This window comes from Pseudomonas sp. SAS7 (assembly GCF_052112345.1).
Lineage (GTDB): Bacteria > Pseudomonadota > Gammaproteobacteria > Pseudomonadales > Pseudomonadaceae > Aquipseudomonas > Aquipseudomonas putida_Q.
This window is the reverse complement of record NZ_JBEGGO010000005.1, coordinates 142,125-154,741: the sequence shown is the minus strand read 5'-3', so window position 1 is coordinate 154,741 and position 12,617 is coordinate 142,125. Positions and strand designations below refer to the sequence as shown.

Sequence of the window (12,617 nt, the reverse complement as noted above, 5' to 3'; positions counted from 1 at the left end):
ATGAGTACGAAAGTGATCAGCCTGGTATCCATCGGTGCCCACCCAAGCTCCGGCCGCGCCCGCCGCGCCGAGCAGGATGCCCGCGCTGTGGAGCTGGGTTTGCAGCTGGCTGGGGATAACTTGCAGGTGGTACATGCCGGCAACCCGCAGGAAGAAGCGCTGCGCGCCTACCTGGGCATGGGCCTGGACCATCTTGACGTGCTGGAGCAGCCGGCCGGTGCCGATGTGCTGGGCGTGCTGGGGGATTACCTGCGCGACGCCGGGGCACAGCTGGTGCTGACCGGTAGCCAGGCCGAGACGGGTGAAGGGTCGGGCATGTTGCCATTTCTGCTGGCCGAAAAACTCGGTTGGCCGTTGATCGTGGGTTTGGCCGAAGTGGAGTCGATAGAAAACGGCACCGCCCAGGTATTGCAGGCCTTGCCGCGTGGTCAGCGGCGCCGGCTGAAAGTGCGCCTGCCGTTGCTGGCGACTGTGGATAACGCTGCGCCCAAGCCGCGCCAGAGCGCATTCGGGCCCGCGCGACGTGGTGTGCTGGCGGCGCGTAATGTGGCCATTGTCGAAGATGAGTTGTTGGCCGATGCCGAGTTGCAACCGGCCCGTCCTCGGCCCAAGCGCCTGAAGGTGATCAAGGCCAAGAGCGGTGCAGACCGCATGAAAGCAGCAACGGCCAAGGCCAGTGGCGGCGGTGGCAAGGTGCTGAAGGATGTTTCGCCACAGGAAGGTGCTGAGGCAATTCTCAAGCTGCTGGTGGAAGAAGGCGTGCTGCGCTAAGGCGTTTACTGGCCTCATCGCCGGCAAGCCAGCTCCCACAGGATCACCACTGCCTACGGGTTCAGTGCAATACCTGTGGGAGCTGGCTTGCCGGCGATTAACCCTGACAGGCTAATGTTGTTCCCTGACCACATTGAACGCCCAGCAGCCCAATGCCTCGGTCACAGGGTTGAATGACACCCGCATCCCCTTCGACAACCCCACATTCACCGCTGCGCAGCGTAGAACCAGGTATTCCCGTGGTTGACCTTCGACGCTGATAACCCCAATTCCAGTGCCTTCATCGAACCACTTCACAGTGCCCTCCTGGCGGCTGTGCATAAGTCACTCCTGGATAATGCCAAAGTAGTAGCCATTACCCCATCACATCGCGGAATTTCACGAAACTGGCAGAAATGTCAGGTGGGCCTGTGTTTTGCCCACGGAATCTGTTCGCCAAGGTGTGGATAAAGTGTTGGCGCATGGCTGTGGGCCTTGAATAGCGGGGCTTACAGAGTTTTGATCAGAAAGTGATCAGCACTGCCTCGGCTCATCAGCTACAGATTGGCGTGGCGTTGTCTGGTTTTGCCCACAATCGCTGTTAGCGGGTCTGTGGATAATCTGTTCGGCACTAGCTGAAAGCCGCACAGGTCAAGGCTTGTGGAGAGTTGATCAGAAAATGATCAAATGGGGGTGAATGTCTCCTGATCCATGATTATCAAGGCCTTGAATCGTTTATCCACAACCAAGGCTCTAGACGTTCGAGTTCTGCTCACAAACTCTGTTGGTGTCTCTGTGGACAAGGTGTATGAACATCGCTGAAGCCCAGAAAGCGTGCGGCCTTGACGGGATTGGTCGAATAGTGAGCAGTCGTAGGCCTGTTATTTTTGCCAGTACGCAAACGGACGGTCACCTATTACCCTTTCCACAACTTGCAAGAACTGTGGATAACCATGACGAAATTCCTGCTTAACATTGACCGGCAGCAATCTGTATTGGGTAGGGGGCGTTACGAGCCGCGTGCTTACGCGCCTTACGGTGGTCTGGGCGCATGCCCGCCACCGGGGCTGGCTTTCTGCGGCCAACACCTGGATCTGCGGACAGGCAGTTATCCATTGGGCAATGGCCACCGCTTCTACAGCCCGCGCCTGAGGCGGTTCATCCGCCCTGACTCGCTAAGCCCGTTCGGCAAAGGGGGGCTTAATGCTTACGCCTACTGCCAAGGCGACCCTGTCAACTTTGTTGACCCAAGTGGTCGTTTCCCCGCGATCATCGCGCCAATCAGGAGCATCGTCTCGGGGGTGATCAACCTGGCCATCAGTGCCGTGAAGGTGTACCGCAACTACCGTCTAGAGCGAGACTTCGCCTTGTCGAGTGGTTTCCCGGCAAGCCGGGCTGGGATTGTCACGTACGGCACGCCAGAGCAGCCCATCGCACCCTGGACTGTGAAGGAAAAGGCACTATCGGCCGCTGGGGTCATCACCGCCTCAGTAAGTATTGGCACGGCTAGCGGACGGCTGTTCACACCGGAGGCCGAAGTGTTGGGCTGGGTTGATTTTGGGGTGGCCTCTGTTGCGACGGCCCTGTCAGCTTATGAGCTTTATGGGTTGGCAACGTCGTCTGCCGAACGGCGCTATCCCATACGACCGACCGCTTATCAAGTGCGTAACGGAGCACAGCTGCAGGAGACAGAGGTGTAAAGGCGCCATGCTTCGGACTGCTGCCGAAGCATGGCGGGTGTGCAGGTATTACTGCGCCTGCACTTCCTTCAAATAAGGCGCCGGCTCCGCCCCCAGGTTGTTCAGCAACCGCCCGCTATACCAGTCAATGAAGTTGACCACACCAAACTCGTAAGTCTTCGAGTAAGGCCCAGGCTGGTACGCCGTGGAGTTGATGCCACGCTGGTTTTCTTCCGCCAGGCGGCGGTCCTGGTCGTTGGTGGCGTCCCACACCTTGCGCATGCGCTCAGGGTCGTAGTCGACACCTTCCACGGCGTCCTTGTGCACCAGCCACTTGGTGGTGACCATGGTTTCCTGGGCGCTGATCGGCCACACGGTGAACACGATCATGTGGTCGCCCATGCAGTGGTTCCAGGAGTGCGGCAGGTGCAGGATGCGCATCGAGCCCAGGTCCGGGTTCTTGATGCGGCCCATCAGCTTCTGGCAGGCCTGCTTGCCGTCCATGGTCATCGATACCGTGCCTTTGAGCAGCGGCATGCGCACGATGCGGTTACGCAGGCCGTGGCTTTTGTGCAGGTACGGGATTTTTTCGGCTTCCCAGGCGGCGGCCGAAGCGGCCACGTGGTCCTTGAATTCCTGGCTGGCGCGCGGGTCGTTGGTGTCGTCCCACTCCAGCAGGGTTTGCAGCAGCTCCGGGTGCGAACCGCTGCAGTGGTAGCACTCGCGGTTGTTTTCCAGCACCAGCTTCCAGTTGGCCTTTTCCATCAAGGTGGTGTGCACCGCCACCTTGGTGTTCTCCATGTCGTACGGTTCCATGTAGTGTTCCAGGGTGGCCAGGAACTCGTCGATGGCAGGCGGGTTTTCTGCCAGGCTGATGAAGATGTAACCGCCGGCCACCTTCACGTGTACCGGCTTCAGGCCGTAGTCCTTCATGTCGAAGTCGGCGCCCATTTCGGTGCCGGCGAACAGCAGTCGGCCGTCCAGTTCATACGTCCACTGGTGGTAATGGCAGACCAGCTTGGCCACCTTGCCTTTGTCGCTTACGCACAAACGCGAACCACGGTGGCGGCAAACGTTATGGAAGGCGTGCACCTTACCTTCGGCACCCCGTACAACCAGAATCGGGTTCTTGCCGATCTGCAGGGTGATGTAGTTGCCTTTCGCCGGAATTTCGCAAGTCATGCCGGCGATCAACCATTCTTTCTGGAAGATCTCCTGCATGTCGATCTGGAACAGACGCTCGTCGGTGTAGAAAGGCTGGGGCAGCGAGTAGGTCCGCTCGCGGGTCTGCAGCATCTCGGCGGTGGCCTTGCGTGCAGGTTCCAGTGGATCGCCCAGGCTCAGGGTTGCGGTGACGTCCATCGTGTATTCCTCGGGGCCGTGTGCGGCCGGCAAAAGGTGGCTAATCGTTGTTGTTGCCGCAAGGCTTTTATCAGCGGCTTTTGGTTTAAACAGCAGGCATGTTTATTTGCCGTGGAGTGTGCGTCCGAAGACGCCGCGAACCGTATCCATGGGCGACATGGCCGAATTGAATTACGACGCGCCAGCCCTTGTAGCGCGGGGCTGGTCGCGATAAGCACGCCGATGTCGCTGGCAGGAATGTACGTCGCTCTCAGCTTGCGCATTATCCAAGCCATAAAAAGCCCGATAGTCGGCTGCTGGAGATGAACATGTCCGATACCTTCCTCAATCCGGTCACCACCCAGACCTGGGCCAACGGCCGCCACATCGTGCGCTGTGTCAAGGTCATCCAGGAGACCTGGGACGTGCGCACTTTCTGCTTCATGGCTGATCAGCCGATCATGTTCTTCTTCAAGCCCGGGCAGTTCGTCACCCTGGAGCTGGAGATCGAAGGCAAGCCGGTGATGCGCTCCTACACCATCTCCAGTTCGCCGTCGGTGCCGTACAGCTTCTCGATCACCGTGAAGCGTGTGCCGGGCGGCCTGGTGTCCAACTTCCTGCACGACACCATGCACGAAGGCGCCGAGCTGCCGGTGCACGGCCCGGTGGGGCTGTTCAACGCCATCGACTTCCCGGCGGGCAAGGCGCTGTACCTGTCGGGCGGTGTGGGCATTACCCCGGTGATGTCGATGGCGCGCTGGTTCTACGACACCAACGCCAATGTCGACATGGTGTTTGTGCACAGCGCCCGTTCACCGAAAGACATCATCTACCACCGCGAGCTGGAACAGATGGCGTCGCGCATCCCCAACTTCAGCCTGCACATCATTTGCGAAAAGCATGGCCTGGGCGAGCCATGGGCGGGGTACCGCGGTTACCTGAACCAGCGGCTGATGGAGCTGATTGCGCCGGACTACATGGAGCGCGTGGTGTTCTGCTGCGGCCCGACGCCTTACATGACGGCAGTCAAGCGCATGCTCGAAGCCGTCGGCTTCGACATGAAGAACTACCACGAGGAGTCGTTCGGCGCGACGCCACCAGAGGCCAAGGCCGATGCAGTGGAGCACGCCGAGCAGGCGGCCGATGCACCGGAGCTGGATGTTTCCGACCTCAACCTGGTGGAGTTCATCGGCAGCGACAAGAGTATCCGCGTTGCCCCTGGCGAGACGGTGCATGCGGCGGCAGCCAAGGTTGGCCTGATGATCCCGAAAGCTTGCGGCATGGGCATCTGCGGCACCTGCAAGGTGCTGAAGCTGGGTGGCGAAGTGGAGATGGAGCACAACGGCGGCATCACCGAAGAGGACGAAGCCGAGGGCTACATCCTGTCCTGCTGCAGCGTGCCGAAAGGGGATGTGCGGATCGATTACTGATCCACTGATCCGAGATTGCTGGGGGCTGCTTCGCAGCCCATCGCCGGCAAGCCAGCTCCCACAGGTACTGCACACGTGGTCGATGTGGGAGCTGGCTTGCCGGCGATGGGCCGCAAAGCGGCCCCAACTTTTTCAGGTGCGGAAACGGGCTACCAGACCATTAAGGTCAACCGCCAGGCGCGACAGCTCAGCACTCGCCGCACTAGTCTGATGTGCCCCGGTAGCACTCTGCACCGACAGGTCATTGATGTTCACCAGGTTGCGGTCCACTTCCCGCGCCACTTGTGCCTGCTCTTCCGCCGCGCTGGCAATCACCAGGTTACGCTCGTTGATCTGCGCCACGGCCCCGGCAATGGTATCCAGCGCCATGCCTGCGCCACGGGCAATGTTCAGTGTCGACTCGGCACGTTCGGTGCTGGTGCGCATCGACTCCACCGCCTCTTCCGTACCGCCTTGAATGCTGCCGATCATCCGTTCGATCTCGCTGGTCGACTGCTGGGTACGGTGCGCCAGTGCGCGCACCTCGTCCGCCACCACGGCAAAGCCACGGCCTGCTTCACCGGCACGGGCTGCCTCGATCGCGGCGTTGAGTGCCAACAGGTTGGTCTGGTCCGCAAGGCCACGGATCACATCCAGCACTTTGCCGATGTCACGCGACTGTTCGGCCAGGTGCGTGATCAACTTGGCAGTGGCCTGCACATCACCGCTCATGCGCTCGATGGCCCCCACGGTCTCCATCACCAGGTCGCGGCCGTCGCCGGTGGAGCGGCTGGCTTCACTGGACGCTTCTGAGGTGCTCACGGCGTTGCGCGCCACTTCTTCTACAGCGCTGGTCATTTCGGTGACGGCGGTGGCGGCCTGTTCAATCTCGTTGTTCTGCTGTTGCAGGCCACGGGCACTTTCGTCGGTGACGGCATTCAGCTCTTCGGCGGCTGAGGCCAGCTGGGTGGCAGAGCCTGCGATCTGCTGCAGGGTGTCACGCAGCTTGTCCTGCATGCGGGCCATGGCGCGCAGCAGGCGGGCGGCTTCGTCGGTGCCTTCGGCGCGGATGACGTGGGTAAGGTCACCGTCGGCGACTTGCTCTGCGCACTTGAGCGCCTCATCGATCGGCTTGACGATGCTGCGGGTCAGCAGGAAGGCGCAGGCGAAGGTCAGCACGGTGGCGGCAACCAGCAGGCCGATCACCAGCGCGAATGCCGCAGCGTACTGGCTGGCGGCTTTCTCGTTGGTGGCGCGGGTCTGGTCGGTGTTGATACGCACCAGCGTGTCCATGACCTTGTTGATCTGCTCGGAATTGGCCAGCAGGTCGCGGTTAAGCAGGTCGCGCAGTTCGTCGACGCGGTCGGCCTGGCTCAGGCTGCGCATGCGCGATTCCAGTTGGCGGTACTGCTCAAGCAACTGGCCGTACTGGTCGAACGCGGCCTGTTCGTCGGCGGCGCCGATCATTGGCAGGTAGGCCTGGCGTGCGCGGTCGATCTGGCTGTTGCGCTGGGCCAGCAGGTTGAGGGTATCGCTTTGGATTGCAGGCTCGCGGTTGGTCAGCAGGCGGTAGGAGAGGGTGCGCATGCGCAGGTTGAGCGCGGTGATTTCGTCGAGGATCTTGATACTGGGCACACTGACTTGCTCGATGGCCACGCCCGCCTGGCGGATGTTGCCCATCTGCACCAGCGAGAAGATACCGAGGCCGAGCATCAGCAGGCCGATAAGCGCGAAGCCGAGCAGCGCGCGCGGGGCGATATTCATGTTACGTAGAGACATGGAGAGGAGGATCCAGGCAGGGGATAAAGAGTGCGCAAAGTGCGACAAAACATGACTTGCCGGGCTATCGGTCGTGACTGGCCAGTCTTGAGTGCAACCCGCAAAAATTGTGAGGCAGCTAACCTTTTCCTGACCGGCGGTTGACCCAAGTCGGAACAAGGGGGGGATTACCCTGTCAATCTGCGGGCCAGACACCTTGTGAATCCGATTTTTAATGGCGATGGGCCGCGCTTTTCTTTATCGTGTGCGCCCCTCGCAACAACCTGAGATAGACCCATGCTGGAAGCTTCCCTGAATCAAATCGAGCAACTGGTCAGCGACCTGATGCAGAAGAACGCTCAACTCACCGAGCAGAACACCGCCCTGGGCACGCAACTGGCCCAGGCCAAGGAAGAGAACGAAACCCTGCAGCTGTCGCTGATGGAGCAGGAAGAGAAGAACGGCAGCACCGCCGCTCGCCTGCAGGCCCTGGTTGATCGCGCCAGCGCTGGCGTTGTTGGCGCATGAGATTGCAAGAGCAGCCGGTCAATGTGGTGTCGATTCTCGGCATCGACTATTCGATCAAGGCGCCCGAAGGCCAGGAAGAAACCCTGGCCCAGGCGGTGCGGATGCTCAACACCGCCCTGAACGAAACCAAGCGTCAGTACCCGACCCTGATCGGTGACAAATTGCTGGTGCTGGCTGCCCTTAACCTGTGCTCCAAACAGGTTGAACTGCAGAAAGAACACCAGCAGACCCTTGCGCGTACCCAGGCGCAGATCGACGCCACGGTGGACGCCATCGTGCGGACCATTGCAGAGTCCTGATCGATAGCTGAAAGGCCCAAGGCCGCTCCTCCAAGGGTTATGCGTTCCCCTGTAGGAGCAGCCTTGTGCTGCGAATGGGCTGCGCAGCAGCCCCAAAGCCCCAACTCATTGTCCCAGGTCACTGGATTAACTGGATACTCAAGTGTATACACTTCCCGCAAAACAATAATGTGCGGGGGAGTAGGGGCATGCGTATCTGGCGTAAAAGCATCCAGTGGCAGTTGATCACCAGCATGGGCGCCGCCCTGCTGGCCAGCATCCTGGTGGTGGTCATCATTTTCACCGTGGCGCTCAACCGCCTCACCGACCGCTACTTGGTCGACACTGCCCTTCCCGCCAGTGTCGAGGCCATCCGCAACGACATCGAGCGTATGCTCGGCCAGCCACTTGTGGCCGCGGCGGATATTGCCGGCAACACCCTGCTGCGCGACTGGCTAGCGGCTGGTGAAGACCCCGCCCAGGCCGCGGCATTCATCGAATACCTGAACGCCGCCAAACAGCGCAACCGCGCCTTCACCACCTTGTTTGCCTCGACCGAAACCGGCCATTACTACAACGAGAATGGCCTGGACCGCACCCTCAGCCGCAGCAACCCCAAGGACAAATGGTTCTACGGCTACATCGACAGCGGCGCCGAGCGGTTTATCAATATCGACATTGACGGTGCCACCGGCGAGCTTGCGCTGTTCATCGATTACCGCGTGGAAAAAAATGGCCAACTGGTGGGCGTGGCCGGCATGGGCCTGCGCATGACCGAGCTGTCGCAGCTGATCCACGACTTCAGCTTTGGTGAGCATGGCAAGGTCTTCCTGGTGCGCAACGACGGCCTGATCCAGGTGCACCCGGACGCGGCTTTCAGCGGCAAGCGCCAGCTCGCCGAGCAGCTCGGCACGGACGCTGCCAAGGCCGTGATGACCGGCGGCGAAGGCCTGCGCAACAGCCGTTTCAGCCGTGACGGCGAACGTTACCTGGCACTCGGCCTGCCCCTGCGGGACCTCAACTGGACGCTGGTGGCCGAGGTGCCGGAGTCGGAAATCTACGCACAAATGCATCAGGCGGTATGGCTGACCAGCCTGATCGGTGGCGCCGTGGCGCTTGTGTCGCTGCTGCTGGTGGTGCTGCTGGCGCGGGGCCTGGTGCGGCCTGTGCGCCGCGTTACCGCTGCGCTGGTACAGATTGGCAGTGGCGCAGGCGACCTCAGCCACCGCCTGGATGATTCGCGCGAAGACGAACTGGGTGACCTGGCCCGGGGCTTCAACCGCTTTCTCGACAGCCAGCGCAGCCTGATTGGCGAGGTGTTGCAGACTTCCGAACGGCTGCATCGGGCGGTTGAGCAGGTGACCCAAGTGGTGGACAACACGGCCGAGCGCTCCGGGCGGCAGCAGGAAATGACCGAAATGGTTGCCACCGCCGTACACGAAATGGGCCTGACCGTGCAGGATATTGCCCGCAATGCCGGTGATGCGGCGCAGGCCTCGCAGTCGGCACGGGATGAGGCCTTGCAGGCGCGCGAGGTGGTACGGCGTTCGATTCAGGGCATCGAGGGCATGTCGGGCGACATCGGCAAGGCAGCCGATGCAGTCAGCCAGTTGGCCGACGAAGTCGCCTCTATCGATGAGGTTCTGGCGGTTATCCGCAGCATTTCCGAACAAACCAATTTGCTGGCGTTGAACGCCGCCATCGAGGCTGCGCGGGCAGGCGAAATGGGCCGCGGGTTTGCTGTGGTGGCCGACGAAGTGCGCACGCTGGCGCGGCGCACGCAGCTGTCCACCGACGAAGTGCAACAGATGATCCAGCGCCTGAAGCAGGGCGCGGGTTCGGCGGTGAGCTCGATGCAGGCGGGGCAGCAGGCGACCGGCAGTGGGGTGGAATCGAGCCAGCGTACCGGGGCGTCGCTGGGGGCGATTACCGACCAGGTGGAACACATCAGCGACATGAACCATCAGGTGGCCACGGCGACCGAGGAGCAGTCGGCGGTGACCGAAGAGATCAACCGCACGGTGCAGGGTATCTCCGACCTGGCGCGGGAGACGGCGGCAGAGGTGCAGGGCTGCCGAGAAGAGTGCCAGGCGTTGCGTGGCTTGGCTGATGACCTGGCGCGGCAGATGGGTGGGTTCAGGCTTTAGATCGGCGTGGGCTTCATCGCCGGCAAAGCCAGCTCCTACAGGATCGCCACAGGCCTCAGCCTTGTGTGGTCCATGTGGGAGCGGGCATGCCCACGAATGCGGCCTGTCAGGCGGTGATGATGCTGCGGATATCCGCAGCCAGCTCGCGCACCCGCTCTTCCTCGGTATCCCAGGAACACATGAACCGTGCCCCGCCGCTGCCGATAAAGGTATAGAACCGCCAGCCCTTGCCGCGCAGGGCTTCAATCGCAGGCTCCGGCATTTGCAGGAACACCCCGTTGGCCTCTACCGGGAACATCAGTTCCACCCCCGGCAAGTCACTCACCAGCGACGCCAGCAGCTGTGCGCAATGGTTGGCGTGGTTGCCATGGCGCAACCAGGCGCCATCTTCCAGCAGGCCCACCCACGGCGCGGACAGGAAGCGCATTTTCGACGCCAGTTGCCCGGCCTGCTTACAGCGGTAGTCGAAGTCCTCGGCCAGTTGGCGATTGAAGAACAGGATCGCCTCGCCCACCGCCATGCCGTTCTTGGTGCCGCCAAAGCACAGCACGTCGACGCCGGCCTTCCAGGTCAGCTCGGCCGGGCTGCACCCCAGGAACGCGCAGGCATTGGTAAAGCGCGCGCCATCCATGTGCAGGTTCAGGCCCAGCTCCTTGCAGGTGGCGCTGATCGCCTTGAGCTCATCGGGGCGGTACACCGTACCTACCTCGGTGGCCTGGGTGATGGTTACCACGCGCGGCTTGGGGTAGTGGATGTCCTGGCGCTTCAGTGCCACTTCGCGGATCGACTGCGGGGTCAGCTTGCCGTTGACGCTGGCCGCCGTCAGCAGCTTGGAACCGTTGGAGAAAAACTCCGGCGCGCCGCATTCGTCGGTTTCGACGTGGGCAGTCTCGGAACAGATCACGCTGTGGTAGCTCTGGCACAGCGAGGCCAGGGCCAGGGAGTTGGCGGCGGTACCGTTGAAGGCGAAAAACACCTCGCAGTCGGTTTCGAACAGGTTGCGGAAGTATTCCGAGGCGCGCTCCGTCCACTGATCGTCGCCATAGGCGCGGTCGTGGCCGTGGTTGGCCTTCTCCATCGCCGCCCAGGCTTCGGGGCAGATACCGGAATAGTTGTCGCTGGCGAATTGTTGGCTCTTATCTGTCATGACACGGTCCTGTGAACGACGCAGAGCAGCACTCTAAACCATCGATTCAGCGGTTGCCTATACAACCCGTACAGCGATTTCTGTTCATTCTGTGCCGGCCTCTTCGCGGGCACGCCCGCTCCCACAATGGTCGTGCACACGCCAATCACTGTGGGAGCGGGCTTGCCCCGCGAAGAGGCCGGCAGCATCAACCCAAAGGCAATGTCGTAAACGCGCCATTGCAAGGCGTGCGCAGGCATCTGACCCGACCCCGCCAGTCATACCATCGCCACAAAGGGCCACAGTGCCCCACGACAAAAAACGATCGCTGCCGGGAGATACACGATGTTCAGCAAGCAAGACCAGATCCAGGGTTACGACGACGCACTGCTGGCGGCGATGAATGCCGAGGAACAGCGCCAGGAAGATCACATCGAGCTGATCGCCTCGGAAAACTACACCAGCAAGCGCGTCATGCAGGCCCAAGGCAGCGGCCTGACCAACAAGTACGCCGAAGGCTACCCGGGCAAGCGCTACTACGGCGGCTGCGAGCACGTGGACAAGGTAGAAGCCCTGGCCATCGAGCGCGCCAAGCAGCTGTTTGGTGCCGACTACGCCAACGTCCAGCCGCACTCCGGCTCGTCGGCCAACGGCGCCGTCTACCTGGCCCTGCTGCAGGCCGGTGACACCATCCTCGGCATGAGCCTGGCCCACGGTGGCCACCTGACCCACGGCGCCAAAGTGTCGTCCTCGGGCAAGCTGTACAACGCCGTGCAGTACGGCATCAACACCGACACCGGCCTGATCGACTACGACGAAGTCGAGCGCCTGGCGGTCGAGCACAAGCCGAAAATGATCGTTGCCGGTTTCTCGGCCTACTCTAAAACCCTCGACTTCCCACGCTTCCGCGCCATTGCCGACAAGGTCGGTGCGCTGCTGTTCGTCGACATGGCCCACGTAGCCGGCCTGGTTGCCGCTGGCCTGTACCCGAACCCGATCCCGTTCGCCGATGTGGTGACCACCACCACCCACAAGACCCTGCGCGGCCCTCGTGGCGGCCTGATCCTGGCCAAGTCCAACGAAGAGATCGAGAAGAAGCTGAACGCCGCTGTATTCCCGGGCGCCCAGGGCGGCCCGCTGATGCACGTGATTGCCGCCAAGGCCGTGTGCTTCAAGGAAGCGCTGGAGCCTGGCTTCAAGGCCTATCAGCAACAAGTGATCGAAAACGCCCAGGCCATGGCCCAGGTGTTCATCGACCGCGGCTACGACGTGGTGTCCGGTGGCACCGACAACCACCTGTTCCTGGTCAGCCTGATCCGCCAGGGCCTCACCGGCAAAGATGCCGACGCCGCCCTGGGCCGCGCGCACATCACCGTCAACAAGAACGCCGTGCCGAACGACCCCCAGTCGCCGTTCGTCACCTCGGGCCTGCGCATCGGCACCCCGGCCGTCACCACCCGCGGCTTCAAGGTTGCGCAGTGCGTGGCCCTGGCCGGCTGGATCTGCGACATCCTCGACAACCTCGGTGACGCAGACGTCGAAGCCGATGTGGCGAAAAACGTCGCGGCGCTGTGCGCAGACTTCCCTGTTTACCGCTGAGT

Annotated in this window: 11 protein-coding genes and 1 pseudogene; 7 read left to right on the top strand and 5 right to left on the bottom strand. The window is 61.8% G+C overall.

Annotated features, from left to right (window positions below; genetic code table 11):
• Complete coding sequence (gene etfB, locus ABI582_RS10385; RefSeq protein WP_016484524.1) at positions 1-771, top strand: electron transfer flavoprotein subunit beta; 771 nt, start codon at positions 1-3, stop codon at positions 769-771.
• 111 nt (positions 772-882) lie between these two features.
• Here etfB and ABI582_RS10380 read toward each other — a convergent pair whose 3' ends face one another.
• On the bottom strand, positions 883-1,092 hold the full coding sequence (locus ABI582_RS10380; protein ID WP_442119126.1) for a hypothetical protein: 210 nt from the start codon (positions 1,090-1,092) through the stop codon (positions 883-885).
• Between the two features lie 611 nt (positions 1,093-1,703).
• Between ABI582_RS10380 and ABI582_RS10375 the strand changes: the two genes are divergently transcribed.
• Positions 1,704-2,450 carry an RHS repeat-associated core domain-containing protein gene (locus ABI582_RS10375; protein WP_442119125.1) on the top strand — a complete coding sequence of 249 codons (747 nt, stop codon included), beginning with the start codon at positions 1,704-1,706 and terminating at the stop codon, positions 2,448-2,450.
• 48 nt (positions 2,451-2,498) lie between these two features.
• On the opposite strand, the gene gbcA is transcribed toward ABI582_RS10375, so the two are convergent.
• Positions 2,499-3,791 (bottom strand): glycine-betaine demethylase subunit GbcA, encoded by a 1,293-nt coding sequence (gene gbcA / locus ABI582_RS10370; RefSeq protein WP_442119124.1) that lies wholly within the window; start codon positions 3,789-3,791, stop codon positions 2,499-2,501.
• A gap of 308 nt (positions 3,792-4,099) precedes the next feature.
• Between gbcA and gbcB the strand changes: the two genes are divergently transcribed.
• The gene (gene gbcB / locus ABI582_RS10365; RefSeq protein ID WP_086976911.1) at positions 4,100-5,200 is read left to right on the top strand and encodes a glycine-betaine demethylase subunit GbcB; all 1,101 of its coding nucleotides are present in this window, start codon (positions 4,100-4,102) and stop codon (positions 5,198-5,200) included.
• A 132-nt stretch (positions 5,201-5,332) separates the two neighbouring features.
• Here gbcB and ABI582_RS10360 read toward each other — a convergent pair whose 3' ends face one another.
• Both ABI582_RS10360 and ABI582_RS10355 read right to left on the bottom strand, forming a co-directional pair.
• Positions 5,333-6,196, bottom strand: a complete 864-nt coding sequence (locus ABI582_RS10360; protein WP_406669825.1) for a methyl-accepting chemotaxis protein — start codon at positions 6,194-6,196, stop codon at positions 5,333-5,335.
• A pseudogene (locus ABI582_RS10355) lies at positions 6,188-6,943 on the bottom strand (MCP four helix bundle domain-containing protein); the annotation flags it as partial. The gene ABI582_RS10360 and the pseudogene ABI582_RS10355, both read right to left, overlap by 9 nt.
• A 291-nt stretch (positions 6,944-7,234) precedes the next feature.
• Here ABI582_RS10355 and ABI582_RS10350 point away from each other — a divergent pair.
• The 3 genes from ABI582_RS10350 (at position 7,235) to mcpH (ending at position 9,890) form a co-directional block, all read left to right on the top strand.
• A complete protein-coding gene (locus ABI582_RS10350; protein ID WP_338745828.1) occupies positions 7,235-7,465 on the top strand; it encodes a hypothetical protein in 231 nt (76 codons plus the stop codon).
• Entirely contained in the window at positions 7,462-7,764 is a 303-nt protein-coding gene (locus ABI582_RS10345; protein ID WP_016484532.1) for a cell division protein ZapA, read from the top strand. The genes ABI582_RS10350 and ABI582_RS10345 overlap by 4 nt, the downstream gene beginning before the upstream one ends.
• A 188-nt stretch (positions 7,765-7,952) precedes the next feature.
• On the top strand, positions 7,953-9,890 hold the full coding sequence (mcpH, locus tag ABI582_RS10340; protein WP_442119123.1) for a methyl-accepting chemotaxis protein McpH: 1,938 nt from the start codon (positions 7,953-7,955) through the stop codon (positions 9,888-9,890).
• Between the two features lie 106 nt (positions 9,891-9,996).
• Here mcpH and ABI582_RS10335 read toward each other — a convergent pair whose 3' ends face one another.
• Entirely contained in the window at positions 9,997-11,037 is a 1,041-nt protein-coding gene (locus tag ABI582_RS10335) for a threonine aldolase family protein (RefSeq protein WP_019470190.1), read from the bottom strand.
• A 324-nt stretch (positions 11,038-11,361) separates the two neighbouring features.
• On the opposite strand from ABI582_RS10335, the gene ABI582_RS10330 reads away from it, so the two are divergent.
• Positions 11,362-12,615 (top strand): serine hydroxymethyltransferase, encoded by a 1,254-nt coding sequence (locus tag ABI582_RS10330; protein ID WP_016484535.1) that lies wholly within the window; start codon positions 11,362-11,364, stop codon positions 12,613-12,615.
• Positions 12,616-12,617 lie beyond the last annotated feature (2 nt).

Bases quoted from the DNA above. Each gene is read 5' to 3' on its own strand.
- etfB (WP_016484524.1), top strand. From the start codon at position 1: ATGAGTACGAAAGTGATCAGCCTGGTATCCATCGGTGCCCACCCAAGC.
- ABI582_RS10380 (WP_442119126.1), bottom strand. From the start codon at position 1,092: ATGCACAGCCGCCAGGAGGGCACTGTGAAGTGGTTCGATGAAGGCACT.
- ABI582_RS10375 (WP_442119125.1), top strand. From the start codon at position 1,704: ATGACGAAATTCCTGCTTAACATTGACCGGCAGCAATCTGTATTGGGT.
- gbcA (WP_442119124.1), bottom strand. From the start codon at position 3,791: ATGGACGTCACCGCAACCCTGAGCCTGGGCGATCCACTGGAACCTGCA.
- gbcB (WP_086976911.1), top strand. From the start codon at position 4,100: ATGTCCGATACCTTCCTCAATCCGGTCACCACCCAGACCTGGGCCAAC.
- ABI582_RS10360 (WP_406669825.1), bottom strand. From the start codon at position 6,196: ATGCAGGACAAGCTGCGTGACACCCTGCAGCAGATCGCAGGCTCTGCC.
- ABI582_RS10350 (WP_338745828.1), top strand. From the start codon at position 7,235: ATGCTGGAAGCTTCCCTGAATCAAATCGAGCAACTGGTCAGCGACCTG.
- ABI582_RS10345 (WP_016484532.1), top strand. From the start codon at position 7,462: ATGAGATTGCAAGAGCAGCCGGTCAATGTGGTGTCGATTCTCGGCATC.
- mcpH (WP_442119123.1), top strand. From the start codon at position 7,953: ATGCGTATCTGGCGTAAAAGCATCCAGTGGCAGTTGATCACCAGCATG.
- ABI582_RS10335 (WP_019470190.1), bottom strand. From the start codon at position 11,037: ATGACAGATAAGAGCCAACAATTCGCCAGCGACAACTATTCCGGTATC.
- ABI582_RS10330 (WP_016484535.1), top strand. From the start codon at position 11,362: ATGTTCAGCAAGCAAGACCAGATCCAGGGTTACGACGACGCACTGCTG.